Here is a 17,839-nt window from a genome sequence, read left to right on the forward strand (position 1 = left end):
TGTCATGGAAAGCCGCTTTGTCGTGGATTCTGCGTTGTCGACGGAGCGTTCAGCGCTTGAGTAGCGCCAGATCGGTGTCAATCGATTCGTTTCGGATGAACAATGTGCGTCCGTCGCGTACGGAGCGCAGTACGGAGCATCGCTCGTATACGGCATCGAATACCGACGAGGCGTCCAGAACAATGAAGTTCGCCGGCCTGCCGGCTTCCAGACCGTAGGCGTCGTGCATTCCCAGCGTGGTGGCGCCATTGACGGTCAGGAATTTCAGCGCGTCGTCGATCTCCCCGAAACTCATCATCTGCGCCAGATGCAGCATATAGTCGAGAATGAGCATCATATTGCCGTTACCGAGCGGATACCACGGGTCCTGCATGGAATCCTGCCCGAGCGACACGTTCACGCCGGCTTCGGTGAGTTCCTTGACGCGAGTGATGCCACGACGTTTCGGGAACGTGTCCTGACGACCCTGCAGGTATAGGTTCTCCGTCGGAGCGCAGGCGAAGTTGATATGCGCGGCCCTGAGCAGTTTGGTCAGATGGAAGAAATAGGCATTATCGGCGGAGCCCAGCGAACAGGTGTGGCTGGCCGTAGTCCTTGCGCCGATGCCAGCACGGTAGGCGAGCGCGGACAGCAACTCCAGATACCGTGAGTTCGGATCGTCGGTCTCATCGCAATGCACGTCGATGAGCTTGTCGTATTTCGAAGCCAATTCGACCACCGTGTGCATGGATCGCTCGCCGAATTCGCGGCACTGCTCGAAATGCGGGATGCCGCCCACGCAGTCGGCACCCATTTTCAGGCCTTCCTCGACCAGATCGGCGCCGGATTCACCCTTGGGACCTTCATAGGAGTACATGCCTTCCTGCGGGAAGGAGACAATCTGCAGGGTGACGGTGTCTTTCAGCTCCTCCTTGAGTTCCAGCAAAGCCTTCAGTGAGGTGAGGTTCGGATCGGTCACATCAGCGTGCGAACGAATGAACTGCACGCCATGGCGCATCTCCTTGGCAATGCCGATTTTCGCACGTTCCTTGATCTCCTCGACGGTCAGGTCGGATTTCGTCTCACTCCAGCGTTGGATGCCCTCGAAAAGCGTGCCCGACTCGTTTACGGCTCCCGGTTTGCGTGCGGTGAACACGTAGTCGAGATGCAGATGCGTGTCGCAGAACGGAGGGCACACCAGTTTGCCTTCCAGATCGGTGACCTCCACGGTGGACATGTCCTTACCCTGGATGGAGAGTCTGTCCGTGAGATCCGGTGCGATTTCGACGAACCTGCCGTCCTCGACGAGAATGTCCTGGACAGGGGCGGTTTCGTCGGCGGTGCTGCCCGGCATGCCGGTGGCGATATGTGCATTGGTAAACAGCTGCGTGCTCATGGTGCGCTCCTTCATTACGGGCCCATACAGACGTTTTGTCATGTGTCCATCCGGTTACGGAGGGAACCGTTGACGTAATCGTTGGCGGTTATTGTCGGCGTATCGCTTTGCAGGGACGTTACCTGATGTGACGTGTGTATTACCTAGGAATGGACGGTTTGTATGGTCGTTACGGTGAGGGATGTGCTTGGTGATGCCCTGTTCTCAACCGCTTCGCCGTGCGTGGAAGTGGCGGTCGGCGATTTGGATGAGTCGGTGCGGTGGGTGTTCACCAATGAGCGTGAGGATGTCGCCTCCTTTCTTGCCGGCGGCGAGCTGCTGGTGGTCGAAGGCAGATCACTGGTTGCCGATGGGCGTGAGCCAAGGCTTGGTGCTTATGTAAAAAGCCTGGTGAAGGCGGGCGTCGCGGCTTTGGTGGTGGAGTTGGTCGAGGAGGTGACCGATCTGCCTGCCGGACTGATGTCGGCCGCACGGGACGAGGGGCTGACCGTCATCGGCCTGCATCGTCGCATTCCGTTTGTGGATATCTGTCAGAACGTCAACACCATGATCGTGCGCGGACAGATGCGTATGCAGATGCAGGTGGACGTTATGTCCACCTCATTGCGCGCTGAGCTTGCCCAGACGAGCGATGTGCGGTCCATCGCCGATGTGATCGCACGACTGTTCGATGAGAGCGTCGCCATCTTCGACATGGACGGTTTGGAGGTCGCACGTGTCGGACAGCATGTCGGGGATGATGCGGGCGGGAACGCCGTACTGGCGTTGTCCGACCAGATACGTCCACTCGGCGCATTGGAAATCTCCCAGCGTAACACGACGTTTGACGAGCCGATGCGCAGAAGAATCGGACAGATCGTTTCTCCTGTTCTGGCGCTTTATCTTGACGGCGGGGCCCGCGTCGGCATGGTCGCCCACTTGGTGGCGGGGCCGGCAGACGGCGTACATGTCACCTCCATGGAGGCGCGTGAGGGGCATGCCATGTTGGAGGCACTGGGATTCGCCGCGGCCAGCGTCTACATGCCGTTCGGCATGCGGCTCAAATCGGTCGCAGGCGCGATGCCGGCGATCTGCGCTATGATCGAGGCTTTTGAATCGCATGAGGGATACGAATCGGTGTGTCTGCTGGAAGGCGATCTGCTGATCGGATTTTTCGCGGCGAAAGACAGTGGGGGAGACGTGGTCCGATTTTCGGGACATTGTCTGAAGGCTTTGGATCAGGCATCCGCCGACGATCGCATATACACGGTACACAGCCATGCGGCGCTCGATACCATTTCCCTAGTGGATGCGTTCGGTGCATTGCGTACCATGCTGAATCTCCGTGGGGACAGCGATGGTAACGATGAAAACCCATACGGGACCCTTGCCTGCACTGACGCCACACTGCTTGAACGCATGCAGGACGTGGAGCGTACCGACGATGCCGTCCGTATGGTCGTCACACAGACGGTGGGATACGAACTACTCCACAATTCCACGCTGATCGACACTCTCTGCGCTTGTTTCGACAACCTTGACAATAAGACCGGGGCATGTGAGCAACTCGGCATCCAACGGCAGACGCTGTATAACCGACTTGACAAAGTGACGCAGATCGTCGGAATCTCATCATCGGACAAAATGAGCTGGTCCATGCTGCTGCTCGGTGCGAAACTGGTGCAATCCCAGCGAAATCGTATGCCGTCCGCCACGGTGGCACTGGTGTAGGGGTGCTGGGCAAATCGTCAAAATCGCACGGTTTCGGTTTAACCGGCAGTTCACCTGAGTGCAAATACAACGAACGATAGTCGGAGGCACGACGTCCGCAAGAGGAACGAGATGGCGGACGGACAGATCAATAGAAGAAAGGTCGGTGTCATCATGAGTGCCAGTGCAACAATCGCAACCGCCAAGACGTCTTCCGTGTCTCCGCAGTCCGAGGAGCAGGACATGGTCAGGAAGGTGGCCGTCTCATCCTTCCTCGGCAATTTCATCGAATGGTTCGACTATGCCTCCTATTCCTATTTCGCAACCACCATCGCCCTTGTGTTCTTTCCGTCAGGCAACCATACCGTGGCCATGCTGCAGACGTTCGGCGTATTCGCCCTTTCGTTCGTGCTTCGTCCGATAGGTGCACTGTTTTGGGGCAACTTCGGCGATAAAAAGGGCCGCAAGGGCGCGCTCGCGATTTCCATCATGTTCATGTCAGGAGCATCCTTCCTGATTGGGTGCCTGCCGTCCTACGCGATGGTCGGCATCCTAGCTCCGGCCCTGTTGCTGCTGCTGCGTATGGTGCAGGGCTTCTCGGCATCCGGCGAGTACGCCGGCGCGGCCACCTTCCTTGGCGAGTACGCACCGACCAGCAAGCGCGGTATCTACTGCTCCCTGATTCCGGCTTCGACCGCCATCGGTCTGCTGGCCGGATCCACGCTCGCCACCATCATGACCGCCTCCATGAGCTCCGACGCCCTGACCTCCTGGGGTTGGCGAGTACCGTTCCTGATGGCCGGTCCACTCGGCCTGATCGTACATTACATCCGTACGAAACTTGCCGATTCCCCGGTCTACGCTTCCATGACCGCCGCTCTTGACGATAAGCGGAAGACCACGGCCAAGGGAACCTCCGTTTCTCCGCTACGTGAACTCTTCCAGCATCATTTCAAGGCCTTGGTCATCAGCTTCGGCGCATGTGTGCTCAATGCCGTCGGTTTCTATACCGTGCTGACCTACTTGCCGACCTACCTGAGCGACACCGTCGGCATGGCCGCGGCACAGTCCTCCACCATCACCACCATCTGCCTGGTGCTATATGTCGCGTTAGTGTTCGGCATGGGGCATATCTCCGACATCTTCGGCCGTAAGAAGGTGCTCATCGGAGCCTGCATGGCCTTTATCGTACTTACCGTTCCGGCCTTCATGGTGCTGAACACCGCGCAGTTCTGGCCGGTTCTGGTCGTCGAGCTGGCCATGTGCGCCACCCTGACCGCAAACGACGGCACCCTGTCGAGCTACCTGACCGAAACCTTCCCGACCTCCGTGCGCTTCACTGGATTCGCGTTCAGCTTCAACCTCGCCAATGCCATCTTCGGTGGCACTGCACCGTTCATCGCCACCTGGCTGATCTACTCCACCGGTTCGAGCATCGCGCCGGCGTGGTACATGGTGGCCGTGGCTGCCGTGGCGCTCGTGGCGATGATTCTTTCCCATGAGAACACCGATAAGGACCTGAACCGCATCTAGACCTGCGCATCAGCCCTGACAAACGCTTGCCGTCCCGTCCGCAAAACAGACGGGACGGCCTTGGTCAACAACTTCAAACATTCCCTCCCTGCCTCCTTGTGACGAAGGAGCTGTCATGGCAAGGCCGTGATGGAAGGGGAAACCGATACAAAAGGAGCAGTAATGAGCAGCAACCGTCGCATGGATCACATGACCTGGCCTGAAATCGAAGCGTCGAAGTCCAAGCCGGTCATCGTGCCGATTGGTTCCACCGAACAGCACAGTCAACATCTGCCGCTGGGAGTGGATGCCATGATTGCCGTTCATGTGTCCGAGGACCTGGCCGAGCGCATCGACGGTATCGTGGCGCCGACCATCAGCTACGGCTATAAATCGAAGCCGCTATCCGGCGGTGGTCCGCTATTCGCCGGCACCATCGACATGAACGGTGTGACCATCATCAACCAGATGCATGACGTGCTGGGTGAGCTCATCGCCGATGGCTTCACCAAAATCGTCGTGATGAACGCGCATTTCGAGAACGAGGCGTTCATCGTCGAGGCGATCGATCTGATCACCCGTGAAACCGGAGGAGTGGCCACCATCGTTGAAACCAACTGGTGGGACCCGCTGCCGGAGGATGTGGTGAGGCAGGTGTTCGACGGGCTTGTGTTCCCGGGTTGGGCGCTTGAGCACGCCGCTGTGACCGAAACCTCATTGATGCTGTACTACGAGCCGGAACTGGTACATATGGACCGTGTGGTTGACGAAGGCAACGTCACTCCGAAAGCCTATGTACGCTACCCGGTACGTAAGGGGGATGTACCGGATTATGGCGGACTGGCTACTCCTGCCGGTTCCAGCGCCGAGCGTGGCAAGCTGATTGTCGACGCCTGTCTTGACGCCGTGACCGACATCTGCTCCACTGAATTCAGCGACATGGCATGAGGTGACATCATATGGCGAAGGGGGTGGTGCGTAGCCGGTAAAGCTACGCATCACCCCCTTCGGTTATGTCCGTGTGCACTGACATGCCCACGCAGACGGACAAGGTTACCTGATGGCGTTGAGCCACTGCTCCTTGGTGGCCTTTTCGGCCTCGAGCTTGGCCTTCCTCTTCGGATCGGATTCGGCGGCGATCTTCGCGTCAAGCTCGGCCAGCTGGGCGTTGAGCTGTTCCTCGAAGGAGGACTTGCGGGCGTCGGCCTCCGGATCGGACTGCTTCCAGGCGGCATCCTCAACGGCCTTGATCTGCTTGTCGACGGCGTCAAGACGTCCCTCGATACGGCGGACCTCCTCGCGTGGCACATAGCCGATCTGATCCCACTCCTCCTGAATGGAGGCAAGGGCCTGACGCGCCTGCTTGGCGGCCTCCTCGTCCTTGACCGGAACCAGGGCCTCGGCCTTGACCAGCAGCTCCTCCTTCTTGGCCAGATTCTCCTTCTCGGAGGAACTGATCTGATCGCGGTCCGCCTGCCGTGCGTTGAAGAAGGTGTCGGCGGCGGCCCGGAACTGGACCCACATGGCGTCATCCTCGCGGCGACCCGCACGGCCGGCCTTCTTCCAGCGATCCATCAGCTCGCTGAACTTGCGGGAGGTTTCCGCCCAAGAGGTGGAGTCCTTCAGCGCCTCGGCCTCGGCGATGATGGCCTCCTTGGCCGCCTTGGCCTCGTTGCGTTCGGCATCACGGGTCTGGGCCCACTTGCGGCGTGCCACGTTGAAGGTGGTGCGTGCCGTGGAGAAGCGGGACCACAGTGCATCGGCATCGGCCTTGTCGATACGCACGTTGTTGCGCTGATGCTCCTGCCACTGCTGGAAGAGCGAGCGGAACTTGTCGGAGGTGGAACGCCAGTTGGTGTTGCCGTCAAGACCGGCGGCAAGGGCTTCGGCTTTCTCCACGATGACGGTGCGCTCGGCCACGGCCTTGGCGACCGCCGCCTTGCGGGCCTCGGAAATCTGGGTCTTTCTGGCTTCGCCCTCCTCCTTCAGCGCCTCGAACTGTGCCTTGAGCGCGGCCAGATCGCCGACGACGGACGGCTGCTCGGTCTCCTCGGACAGGGTCTTCAGCGATTCGTCGATCTCGCGGGATTTGACGTTGCTGGACTTGAGCCTGTTCGCAAACAGATCGAGCTTGGCCTTGAGGTCGAGATAACGGCGCGCATACAGCGCCAGAGCCTCTTCCTTGGAGGCATCCGGGAACTGGCCGACTTCGCGCTCGCCATCTCCTTCCTTGACGAATACGGTGCCGTCGTCGGTGACACGGCCGAAGGCCTCGGCGGCCTTGACATCGGTTTCGGAGAAGCCGGTGCCGGAAGCCGCCGGAGCCGGGCGGGCCGGTGCCTTCCTGGCGAATGCGGCGGGGGATGGGGCATGCGGCTTCATTGCTGCCGGGCTCGGGACGGCCGGTTTGCTGGCCTGGGCTGCGGGCGTCGTCGCCTGCTCGGTGGTTTCGTTGGTGTTCTCGGACGCGGTGACATTCTCGTCGGCCATGGCCAGCTCCTTTAAGTAAGCTTCATGTAGTGCAGGGAAGCGGCATGACACAGATCGATCCAGGAAAGCCTGGAAAATCATGCGGCATTTTCCGCAACCTCATTTATTATAGGGAACCGTGGCAAAAGGCGCATCTATTTCAGGATTTCCAGAGTGGCTCCCCTCTGAACGTGTTGTGGAGCAGCGTGTTATCGACACGCTCCGTAGTGTATTTGAGCTCAATGGCTTCATCGGCATTGAAACCCGTGCTGTTGAGCAGGGCTCGAGCCTGCTGAAGAAGGGTGAGACCAGCAAGGAGATCTACCTGCTGAGCCGCCTGCAGGAAGTCGGCCATGAGTCCGACACTCCGATTGAGGACCGTTTGGGACTGCATTTCGACCTGACCGTTCCGCTGAGTCGGTATGTGGTCGAGCATTCTGGCGATCTCGCCTTTCCGTTCAAGCGTTGGCAGATTCAGAAAGTATGGCGTGGCGAACGTCCGCAGGAAGGTCGTTTCCGCGAGTTCGTGCAGGCTGATATCGACGTAATCGGCAATGGCGATCTACCTGACCATTATGAGGTCGAATTGCCTCTGGTCATGGTGTCGGCACTCGAACGCCTGCGTGAGTTCGGTCTGCCGAAGGCCACCGTGCACGCCAACAACCGTAAGCTCTCCGAAGGCTTCTACCGTGGCTTGGGACTGACTGATATCGAAGGGGTGCTGCGCGAGATCGACAAGCTTGACAAGATCGGCGCCGACGAAGTGGCCAGGCTGCTTGTTGAAGGCTGCGGCGCGAACGAACATCAGGCGTTCGCCTGCCTTGAGCTGGCCGAGCTGACCGCCGCCGATGGCGCCGAGTTGGCCGAGAAGTTCGATGCGCTGTGTGCGAAGCACGCCATCACAACCGATTCCGACGCCTATGCGCTGGCCCGTCAGGGGCTCGACACCCTGGCGATGATCGTCGACGAGGCCGCGCGCATTCGCCCGGGTTCCGTGATCGCCGATCTGAAGATCGCCCGCGGCCTGGACTACTACACCGGTTCCGTATATGAGACCTTCCTTGACGGTGCCGCAGCCCTCGGATCCATTTGTTCCGGAGGGCGTTACGACAATCTCGCCTCTCAGGGCAGCAGGAAATATCCGGGCGTCGGCCTGTCGATCGGCCTGTCCCGTCTGGTGTCCTACATGCTGCATACCGCCGGCGCCCACGCCAACCGTGTGTCCCCGGCAAGCGTGCTGGTGGCCGTGTGGAACGAAGCCGACCGTTCCGCCTGCAACGTAATCGCCAATCAACTCCGTGCCCGCGGCATCGCGGCCGATGTGGCCCCGACCGCAGCCAAGCTCGGCAAGCAGATCAAGTACGCCGACAAGCTTGGCATCCCGTACGTGTGGTTCCCCGCCGATGCCGCCGAAGACGGTGCCGGCGATGAGGTCAAGAACATCGTCACCGGCGACCAGCAGGCGGCCGATGCGAGGTCTTGGGAGCCGGATACTGTGTATGCCCGGCAAACCGTTACCGTCGAAGCCTGAACATCAGGGCATGCGGTATTGTTTCGTTCATCGAACATAAGGAACAAAGAATAGAGGAAGCATGAGCCAGACGGCTTATAGAACACATCATGCCACCGAGGTGACCGAGGAACTCGTTGGCCGGAAGGTGACGCTCTCCGGTTGGGTGGATCGTCGTCGCGACCACGGCGGTGTGGCCTTCATCGATCTTCGCGACAACACCGGTCTGGTGCAGGTCGTGATCTACGACGAGGAGATGGCGCGTCCGCTGCGCTCCGAATTCGTGATCCAGGTCGTCGGCGAGGTGCGTCTGCGCCCGGACGGCAACGAGAACGACCACCTGGCCACCGGCAAGATCGAGGTCGTGGCCGAGACCATCGAGGTGCTCGCCAAGTCCGACGCCCTGCCCTTCCAGGTCTCCACGGCCCTTGAGAACGAGTCCGAGAACAAGCTGCCGGGCGAGGATGTGCGTCTGAAGTACCGCTACCTCGATCTGCGCCGTCCGTCCATGCAACGCAATCTGAAGCTGCGTTCCCAGATGTCGAAGGCCGCTCGCCACGCTCTCGAGGAGATGGGCTTCGAAGAGGTCGAGACCCCGACCATGATCAAGTCCACGCCGGAAGGCGCTCGCGACTTCGTGGTGCCGGCCCGTCTCGTTCCGGGCTCCTGGTATGCCCTGCCGCAGTCTCCGCAGCTGCTGAAGCAGTTGCTCATGGTCTCCGGCGTGGAACGCTACTATCAGCTGGCCCGCTGCTATCGCGATGAGGATTTCCGCGCCGACCGGCAGCCGGAATTCACCCAGCTCGACATGGAGATGGCCTTCGTGGACCAGGAAGATGTGATGGCCATGGCCGAGAAGGTCATCGCCGCCATCTGGAAGTCGGCAGGCTACGAGATTCAGCTGCCGATTCAGCGCATCACCTGGCAGGAAGCCATGGACAAGTACGGCTCCGACAAGCCGGATCTGCGTTTCGGCAACCCGCTGGTCGAGCTGACCGACTATTTCAGGAACACTCCGTTCCGCGTGTTCCAGGCTCCGTATGTCGGCGCCGTGCTCTTCAAGGGTGGTGCGGCCACGCCTCGCCGTCAGTTCGACGCATGGCAGGATTGGGCCAAGCAGCGTGGCGCCAAGGGCCTTGCCTATGTGGTCTTCGCCGAGAACGGTGAGCTTAAGGGCCCCGTCGCCAAGAACCTGTCTGAAGAGGAACGCAATGGTCTCAAGAAGGCCGTTGGCGCCGAAGACGGCGATGCCGTGTTCTTCGCCGCGGGCCGCCGCACTTCCGCCCAGGAACTGCTGGGCGCCGTGCGCGTGGAGCTTGCCGATCGCGCAGGCCTGCTCAAGCCGGATGATTTCGCCTTCACTTGGGTCGTGGACTTCCCGCTGTTCAAGCCGACCGACGATCCGGATGACGACGACGTGGCCGTCGGCCACTCCAAGTGGACCTCCATGCACCATCCGTTTACCATGCCGTCGAAGGATTGGATCGACACCTTCGACAAGGACCCGGAACATGCCATGTCCGATTCCTACGACATCGTCTGCAACGGCAATGAGATGGGCGGCGGTTCGGTGCGTATCCACCGCGACGACATCCAGGACCGTGTGCTCGACGTACTTGGCATCACTCCGGAAGAGGCCTCCGACAAGTTCGGCTTCCTGCTCGAGGCCTTCAAGTACGGCGCTCCGCCGCATGCCGGCATCGCCCTCGGATGGGACCGCACCGCCGCCATTCTGGCCGGTGCCGACTCCATCCGCGACGTCATTGCCTTCCCGAAGGCAGGTGGCGGTCGCGATCCGCTGACCGGCGCTCCGGCTCCGATCTCCGCCGAGCAGCGCGCCGAGACCGGCGTCGACTACGATCCGGATGACGATGAGGACTGACGTTTCCGTCTAACGATTGGATAAGGGCTGTTCATGCATGGTTTCAGGCATGAACAGCCCTTTTGCCATGGTTGGGTATCTGTTTTCGTATGCGTTCGCTAAAGTGGAAAAGATTGGGAAAGTTAAGGATTACCAAGAAAGAGTTAATTTCACAGGATGATTTCCGATATAAAGACACTGTTGCGCAACACATGGGTCCGTCTGTGTGCGATGCTGATGATCGTCGCAGTCACGGCTACGGGCCTCGCGGCCACCGCCCCTGCCGCCCATGCCGCCGAGGTCGGCGATCCGGCGGCGACCAAGGGCAAGACATACAAGATCGGTACCGACACCACCTTCGCCCCGTTCGAATATCAGGAGAAGGGCAGAATGGTCGGCATCGACATGGAGCTGATCCGATCCATCGCCAAGAAGGAAGGCTTCAAGATTGAGATCCAGTCCCTCGGTTTCAATGCCGCGCTGCAGGCGTTGAGCTCGAATCAGGTGGACGTGGTCATCGCGGGCATGTCGATCACCGATGAACGCAAGGCGACCTACGATTTTTCCAACCCGTATTTCCAATCGGGCATTCAGATGGCCGTCGCCGCCAACAATGACGATATCAAGAGTTACAAGGACCTCAAGGGCAGAACCGTCGTGGCGAAGACCGGTTCCGAAGGTGAAACCTACGCCAAGGAACACGCCAAGGAATATGGCTACACCGTCACATCCGTCGACCAATCCTCGACCATGTACGAGATGGTCAAATCCGGCAACGCCGTCGCCGTGTTCGACGACTATCCGGTGCTCGCCTACGGTGTCTCGCAGAACAACGGCCTGAAGATCGTCACCCCGAAGGTGCCCCACGGCGAATATGGCATGGCCGTGAACAAAGGCAGGAACGCCGACCTGCTGGCGGCCATCGACGATGGTCTTTCCCAACTGATCTCCTCGGGAGAATACGAGACGATCATCGCGAAGTATCTCGGCGCCGATGGCGCCAAGGAACAGGTCAAGGCCATTTCCGGCATGGTCACCGACAACGGCGCCACCGAAACCGCCAAGGTCAAGGTCGGGTTCCTGGGACTGGCCAGGCAGTCGTTGCCCGCGTTGATGATCGGCTTGAAGAACACGCTGCTCATCACCGTCATCTCGTTCGTCATCGCCCTGATCCTGGGCGTGGCCTTCGGCCTGATGCGCGTAGGGGAGAACAGGATCGTCTCCGGCATCTCCAAGGTGTACGTCGCCATCTTCCGTGGCACGCCGATTCTGGTGTGGGCGTTCTTCTTCTACTTCGGCGTACCGCAGCTGATAGGGCACAGCGTGAACATCTGGGTCGCCGGCGCGTTGACGCTGTCGCTCAATTCCGGCGCCTATCTGGCGGAAATCGTGCGTGGTGCCATCCAGGCCGTCGATCCGGGGCAGATGGAGGGCGCCCGTTCCCTCGGTCTCAACCGCCGTCAATCCATGGCGCGTGTAATCCTGCCGCAGGCCAGCAAGATCGCCATGCCATCGGTCATCAACCAGCTGGTCATCATGATCAAGGATTCCTCGCTGCTGCTGGCCATCGGCTTCGGCGAACTGCTCTACCAGGCCCAGCAATTGTACGCGGCGAACTTCCGCGTCACCGAAACCCTGCTCCTGGTCGGCGTGATCTACTTCGTGGCCATCACCATTCTGACATGGCTGGCCAATATCGTCGATAGGAAGGTGAACCGATGAGCGAGAACAACGTCAAGCGCATGATGCTCGATGACGACATGGCCGGTGGAGCCGGTGCCGATGATGTGGTGATCGAGGTCAAGAATCTCCATAAGAGCTACGGCAACGCCGAAGTCATCAAGGGTGTGGACCTGACCGTGCACCGTGGCGAAGTGATCTGCATCATCGGGCCCTCCGGCGCCGGCAAGTCCACGTTGCTGCGCTGCCTTAACGGGTTGGAACGCGCCACCAGCGGCCATATCGTGGTCAACGGTCACGACCTGAACGATCCGAAGGTGAACATCGATAAGGTGCGCGAACAGGTCGGCATGGTGTTCCAGCACTTCAACCTGTTCAACAACATGAGCGTGATCGACAACATCACACTTGCGCCCAGGCTGGTGCATAAGGAATCCGAGACCCAGGCACGCGAACATGCCATGCAGTTGCTCGAAACCGTAGGATTGGCCGAAAAGGCTGACGCCATGCCACGCTCGCTGTCCGGCGGTCAGAAGCAGCGCGTGGCCATCGCACGCTCGCTGGCCATGCATCCGATGGTGATGCTGTTCGACGAGGCGACCTCCGCACTCGACCCGGAAATGGTCGGTGACGTGCTTGAGGTCATACGTGAACTCGCCAGGGAGGGCATGACCATGGTGCTGGTGACGCATGAGATGGGCTTCGCCCGTGAGGTCGCCACGCGCGTCATCTTCACCGACGCCGGTGTGATCGAGGAGGAAGGCACCCCCGATCAGATCTTCAACCATCCCAGGAGCGAGAGATTGAAGGCCTTCCTTTCCAAAGTGCTGTAGCGGCAGGTAATCTGCACGCGGAAGTCAGGCGAGCGCCCACGAGAATTCATCCTGCGTTCGCTTGGCTCACCCCTGGCCGTTGCCTTGGGACAATAGCCTTGCCGGTATGAACATCGGTGAGATCTGCCGGCGCTGTATCGAAGCGTTCACCAGTAGGGTACCGGCACGGGTGACTTATGGGGTGATGGTCGTTTTGGTGGTCGTGGCGGTACTCGCCATCGAGCTGCCTCGGCTATGGTGAGGCAGCGTCATCTCACAATGCGGGCGCGATCCCGTAAGGAAACGGTGGGGGAAACAAAGGTTCCCTATACTTGCCGGCTATGTCTGATATGAATGAAACCACAACGAGGCATCCACTGATGCCGGGGACCGGAAACGACGATCGTCCGCTCGTCGAGCTGACCCATGTCGAAAAGCACTATGGTGACCTGCATGTCCTGAAAGACATCAATCTCACTGTCAGGAAGGGTGAGGTGCTCGTCATCGTCGGACCGTCCGGTTCCGGCAAGTCCACGATGTGCCGCACCATCAACCGCCTGGAGACCATCGATTCGGGCGATATCCGCATCGACGGCAAACCGCTGCCTCAGGAGGGCAAGGAACTCGCCAATCTTCGTGCCGAGGTCGGCATGGTGTTCCAGTCGTTCAACCTGTTCGCCAACAAGACAATCCTCGAAAACGTGACGCTTGCGCCGATCAAGGTGCGGCACATGGACAAGAAGGCCGCCGAGGACCTCGCCATGGACCTGCTCGGCCGAGTGGGTGTGGCCTCCCAGGCATCCAAGATGCCCTCCCAGCTGTCCGGCGGTCAGCAGCAGCGCGTAGCCATCGCACGGGCGCTCGCCATGCGGCCGAAGGTCATGCTGTTCGACGAGCCGACCTCCGCGCTCGACCCGGAAATGGTCAACGAAGTGCTCGATGTCATGGTCGAACTTGCCCATGAAGGCATGACCATGCTGTGCGTGACCCACGAGATGGGCTTCGCGCGCAAGGTGGCCGACAAGGTCGTATTCATGGCCGACGGCCAGATTCTCGAACAGAGCACGCCGGACGATTTCTTCGAAAATCCGAAGACCGACCGTGCCAAGGACTTCCTGTCGAAGATCCTCACCCACTGAGCGACCCGGACACGCAGAAGAGGGATTTTTCAATGACATCACTTTCAACCAGGGCGAAGCGTATGCTGCGCAGGGCCGCCGCGGCCATCTGCGCGCTCGCATGTGTGTTCGCCGTCTCCGCCTGCGGAGCGGACGATGCGGATGGTAAGGTCCGCATAGGCATCAAATTCGATCAGCCCGGCCTGGGCTTCAAGAAGAACGGCACCTACGTCGGCTTCGACGTGGACGTGGCCAAGTACATCGCCAAGAAACTCGGTTACTCCGAAGACCAGATCGTATGGAAGGAGGCGCCTTCCAAGCAGCGTGAGGCCATGCTGCAGAACGGTGACGTCGACTTCATCGTGGCCACCTACTCCATCACCGACGAACGCAAGAAGGTCGTCTCCTTCGCCGGACCGTATTTCGTGGCCGGTCAGGATCTGCTCGTTCGCAAGGACGAAACCTCCATCAAGGGGCCTGAAGACCTCAACGGCAAGCGGCTGTGCTCCGTGACCGGCTCCACCTCCGCCGTGACCGTCAAGGAGAAGTTCGCCAACGAGGTGCAGCTCATGGAGCAGCCCGGTTACGCCGAATGCGCGACCGCGTTGTTCTCCGGCATCGTCGACGCGGTGACCACCGACGACATCATTCTCGCAGGTCTGGCCTCCGCCTCACGCGGCCGGCTGCGTGTGGTCGGCAAGCCGTTCACCCAGGAATATTACGGTGTCGGCATCAAGAAGGGAGACACCCAACTGGCCACCAAGATCAACAACGCCATCGCCGACATGATTCAGGACGGCTCCTGGAAGCGTGCCATCGCCGATAACACGAAGGGCACCTCCTATACGCCGAATGCCAAATACAATCCGCCGGAGCCGACTGAGGGGGAGAAGTAGCAATGGAAGCGTTCATTTCGCTATTCAGCCAGTACAACGTACCGGCCGCCTTCCTGGTCAACATCGAGCTGACCCTGTGGTCGGCTCTGTTCTCCACGATTCTCGGTGTAATCCTGGTCATGATGCGCATCTCGCCGGTCTCCTCGCTGCGTGCCGTGGCGGGGGCCTACGTGGAACTGTTCAAGAACCTGCCGTTGACCATCATCATGGTGTTTATGGTGCTGGGCGCCTACGCACAGCTGAAACTCAGCTTCTCCGACACCTTCGCCACAAACTTCTTCTGGCTGGCCGTTACGGGTCTGAGCCTGTACACCGCGGCCTTCGTATGCGAATCGCTGCGCTCGGGCATCAACACCGTGCCGCTCGGGCAGGCCGAAGCATCCCGTGCGCTGGGCCTGAGCTTCATGCAATCCGCCACGCAGATCATCCTTCCGCAGGCGTTCCGTGGCTCTGTGGCGCCTCTCGGCAACACGCTGATCGCATTGCTGAAGAACTCCACCGTCGCGGCCGCCGCTTCCGTGGCCACCGAAACCTCATCCCTGATGAGCGAGATGATCGAGTACCGTTCCGACGTGATCGTTCCGATCTTCCTGATCTTCGCCTTCGGCTACGTGATTCTGATCATTCCGATCGGCATGCTCACGACGTACCTGTCCAACAAGCTCGCGGTGAGGAGGTGACGCACCATGGCAAGCAATGAAAGCGCCGTACTGTTCGACCAGCCGGGCCCGAAGGGCCGCAAGACCATCCGTATCGTCAATTGGGTCGCGGGCATCGTCTTCGCAATCGTGCTCGTGCTGATCCTCATGCGTTTGCATAATCCGCCGGACGGCGAGAACCAGCTGAGCTGGGAACTGTGGAAGCCGGCCCTCGACGGTGAGGCATGGACCGATTTCTACCTGCCGGGTCTGTGGGCCACGGTTCGCGCCACCATACTCGCGGTGATCGGGGCGGTGGCGTTCGGTCTGGTCTTCGGCATCGGACGACTCCTGCCAAGCCTGATCATCCGTACCGTCTCCGGCGCCATCGTGGAATTCGCCCGCGCCGTGCCGGTGCTGCTGCTCATGATCTTCTTCTGGCGCTGGTTCGCCTTCGCGGGCCTGCCAAGCCCGGCCTACTGGGCGGTGGTGCTCGCGCTGGTGATCTACAACGGCTCCGTCGTGGCCGAGCTGGTACGTTCCGGTGTCGGCAACCTGCCGAACGGTCAGCGTGAGGCATCCCTTGCGCTGGGCCTGACCCGCACGCAGTCGCTTATGCAGATCGAAGTGCCGCAGGCCATCTATGCCATGCTGCCGGCCGCCGTGACCCAGCTGGTCGTGGTACTGAAGGATACCGCCCTCGGCTCGATCATCATGTACACCGACCTGCTGCAGGAATCCCGTCGACTCGGCTCGATGTACTTCAACATCCTGCAGACTCTCGTGGTGGCCGCCGTCGTGTATTTCATCGCATGCTGGTTGCTGAGCCGACTGGCCGAATGGCTGCCGGAACGCATGCAGAGGCATACCGCCGCTCCCGCCGAGCCTGAGCCGGTCGCCCCGATCGCCATCATGGATCCGTCGAACGTGAACCAGATCGCCGTGGCCAAGGAGGGTGTGCCGCTGGGCGGTGCGCAGCGTCTGTACCACGTGCATCATCGTGGCACGAACGCGTCGATTCGCCATTGGCGTCAGACACGGTACGACCAAGGCTATGACGAGACGCATCCGGAAAGCCAGATCAAGTTCGACAAGAACGGCAGGCCGCTTCGCGAGAACCCGTTCGGTGACCTACGCAAGGAAGGCAAGCCAAAGGGAGACAAGCCGAAGGGCAGCAAGTAACACGCCATGGCCGATTCTTTGGGGGTATCCCCGAGAATCGGCCATTTGCGCCTACCATGGGAACCGTCAATCGTCAGGCAGGGAGGCTTGGGATGGCGGATAAGGATGCGAAAAAGGGCGAGGCGAAGACCTCCGCGATCGCGAAAACACTGAACAAGGTGGAGGAACGGCTCGACTTGGGCGAGCGCTCCGATTCGGTGGCGGAAGGCCTGGCGAATGTGGCCAAGGCGAGCGAACTGCTGAGCTCGGTATGGACGTTGCCACCCGGGCAACTGCTGCGATTCCATCACGATACGGAGGTGGCCGACCTCGATGGCGATTCCACGCCGGGATTCGACGGCAACAAGGAGGATGCGGAACGGTTCATCGACATCAGTTCCTCGGAAATCGCACGATACCAACGATTGATGTATGCCAATGGCGTGAAGGGCTCGCGCAGGCGCCTGCTCATCGTGTTGCAGGGCATGGATGCCTCAGGTAAGGGCGGCATCGTGCGGCATGTGTTCAACCAAGGCGATCCGATGGGCATGCACTATCACGGTTTCGGGGCTCCCAAAGGCGAGGAGCTTGATCACGACTATCTGTGGCGCGTCAAACGTGAACTGCCGAAGAACGGTTGGATCTCCATCTTCGATCGATCCCAATATGAGGATATCGTCATGCCGCGCATCTACCGCACCTATCCGGAGGAGGTATGGCGGGCCCGGTACGACGAAATCAACCGTTTCGAATCACAGCTGGTGGCCGACGGCTGCGCCATCATCAAGATTTTCCTCGTGGTCAGCAAAGAGGAGCAGAAACGGCACTTCCTGAGCCGGCTGGACGATCCGACCAAATATTGGAAGTTCGATCCCAGCGACCTTGAAGCGCGCGAACGTTGGGACGACTATATGGAAGCCTGGCAGGAGGTGTTCGTGAAGACCAGCACCGAACAGGCGCCCTGGTATCTGGTGCCCGCCGATAATCGCTGGTATTCCAGGGCTGTGGTCTCCGAACTGCTGCGCAATACGCTTAAGAACATGAACATGATCTGGCCGCCGCTTGAAGTCGACGCCGACGCGATGCGACGTCGACTCAATGACATGTGAATCGCATGG

14 protein-coding genes are annotated in these 17,839 nt (G+C 60.1%); 12 read left to right on the forward strand and 2 right to left on the reverse strand.

Annotated elements, in window-relative coordinates; genetic code table 11:
- Positions 1-49: 49 nt before the first annotated feature.
- Complete coding sequence (locus BMOU_RS10155) at positions 50-1,375, reverse strand: amidohydrolase family protein (protein ID WP_034877274.1); 1,326 nt, start codon at positions 1,373-1,375, stop codon at positions 50-52.
- A 162-nt stretch (positions 1,376-1,537) separates the two neighbouring features.
- Here BMOU_RS10155 and BMOU_RS10160 point away from each other — a divergent pair, with 162 nt between their 5' ends.
- The 3 genes from BMOU_RS10160 (at position 1,538) to BMOU_RS10170 (ending at position 5,524) form a co-directional block, all read left to right on the forward strand.
- Positions 1,538-3,085, forward strand: coding sequence for a PucR family transcriptional regulator (locus tag BMOU_RS10160; protein ID WP_034877275.1), 1,548 nt, complete (start codon positions 1,538-1,540; stop codon positions 3,083-3,085).
- Positions 3,086-3,238: 153 nt separating this feature from the next.
- Entirely contained in the window at positions 3,239-4,597 is a 1,359-nt protein-coding gene (locus tag BMOU_RS10165; RefSeq protein ID WP_051428971.1) for an MFS transporter, read from the forward strand.
- Between the two features lie 162 nt (positions 4,598-4,759).
- A complete protein-coding gene (locus tag BMOU_RS10170) occupies positions 4,760-5,524 on the forward strand; it encodes a creatininase (RefSeq protein WP_034877277.1) in 765 nt (254 codons plus the stop codon).
- Between the two features lie 105 nt (positions 5,525-5,629).
- Here BMOU_RS10170 and BMOU_RS10175 read toward each other — a convergent pair whose 3' ends face one another.
- Complete coding sequence (locus tag BMOU_RS10175; RefSeq protein WP_034877279.1) at positions 5,630-7,066, reverse strand: DUF349 domain-containing protein; 1,437 nt, start codon at positions 7,064-7,066, stop codon at positions 5,630-5,632.
- Positions 7,067-7,184: 118 nt separating this feature from the next.
- Here BMOU_RS10175 and hisS point away from each other — a divergent pair, with 118 nt between their 5' ends.
- The 9 genes from hisS to BMOU_RS10220 all read left to right on the forward strand — a co-directional run bounded on the left by hisS (position 7,185) and on the right by BMOU_RS10220 (position 17,830).
- Positions 7,185-8,576, forward strand: coding sequence for a histidine--tRNA ligase (gene hisS / locus BMOU_RS10180; protein ID WP_034877281.1), 1,392 nt, complete (start codon positions 7,185-7,187; stop codon positions 8,574-8,576).
- A gap of 61 nt (positions 8,577-8,637) precedes the next feature.
- Entirely contained in the window at positions 8,638-10,437 is a 1,800-nt protein-coding gene (gene aspS, locus BMOU_RS10185; protein ID WP_034877283.1) for an aspartate--tRNA ligase, read from the forward strand.
- A 156-nt stretch (positions 10,438-10,593) separates the two neighbouring features.
- A complete protein-coding gene (locus tag BMOU_RS10190; protein WP_034877285.1) occupies positions 10,594-12,138 on the forward strand; it encodes an amino acid ABC transporter substrate-binding protein/permease in 1,545 nt (514 codons plus the stop codon).
- Positions 12,135-12,929, forward strand: a complete 795-nt coding sequence (locus BMOU_RS10195) for an amino acid ABC transporter ATP-binding protein (protein WP_443090088.1) — start codon at positions 12,135-12,137, stop codon at positions 12,927-12,929. Before BMOU_RS10190 ends, BMOU_RS10195 begins: the two co-directional genes overlap by 4 nt.
- A 359-nt stretch (positions 12,930-13,288) precedes the next feature.
- A complete protein-coding gene (locus BMOU_RS10200) occupies positions 13,289-14,047 on the forward strand; it encodes an amino acid ABC transporter ATP-binding protein (protein WP_171001975.1) in 759 nt (252 codons plus the stop codon).
- Between the two features lie 32 nt (positions 14,048-14,079).
- Entirely contained in the window at positions 14,080-14,922 is an 843-nt protein-coding gene (locus BMOU_RS10205; RefSeq protein WP_051428960.1) for a glutamate ABC transporter substrate-binding protein, read from the forward strand.
- A 2-nt stretch (positions 14,923-14,924) separates the two neighbouring features.
- Positions 14,925-15,602, forward strand: a complete 678-nt coding sequence (locus BMOU_RS10210) for an amino acid ABC transporter permease (RefSeq protein WP_003842399.1) — start codon at positions 14,925-14,927, stop codon at positions 15,600-15,602.
- 6 nt (positions 15,603-15,608) lie between these two features.
- Positions 15,609-16,742 (forward strand): amino acid ABC transporter permease, encoded by a 1,134-nt coding sequence (locus tag BMOU_RS10215; RefSeq protein ID WP_034877295.1) that lies wholly within the window; start codon positions 15,609-15,611, stop codon positions 16,740-16,742.
- Between the two features lie 92 nt (positions 16,743-16,834).
- Complete coding sequence (locus tag BMOU_RS10220) at positions 16,835-17,830, forward strand: PPK2 family polyphosphate kinase (protein ID WP_171002080.1); 996 nt, start codon at positions 16,835-16,837, stop codon at positions 17,828-17,830.
- Positions 17,831-17,839: the final 9 nt, after the last annotated feature.

Source organism: Bifidobacterium moukalabense DSM 27321 (genome assembly GCF_000522505.1).
Taxonomy (GTDB): domain Bacteria; phylum Actinomycetota; class Actinomycetes; order Actinomycetales; family Bifidobacteriaceae; genus Bifidobacterium; species Bifidobacterium moukalabense.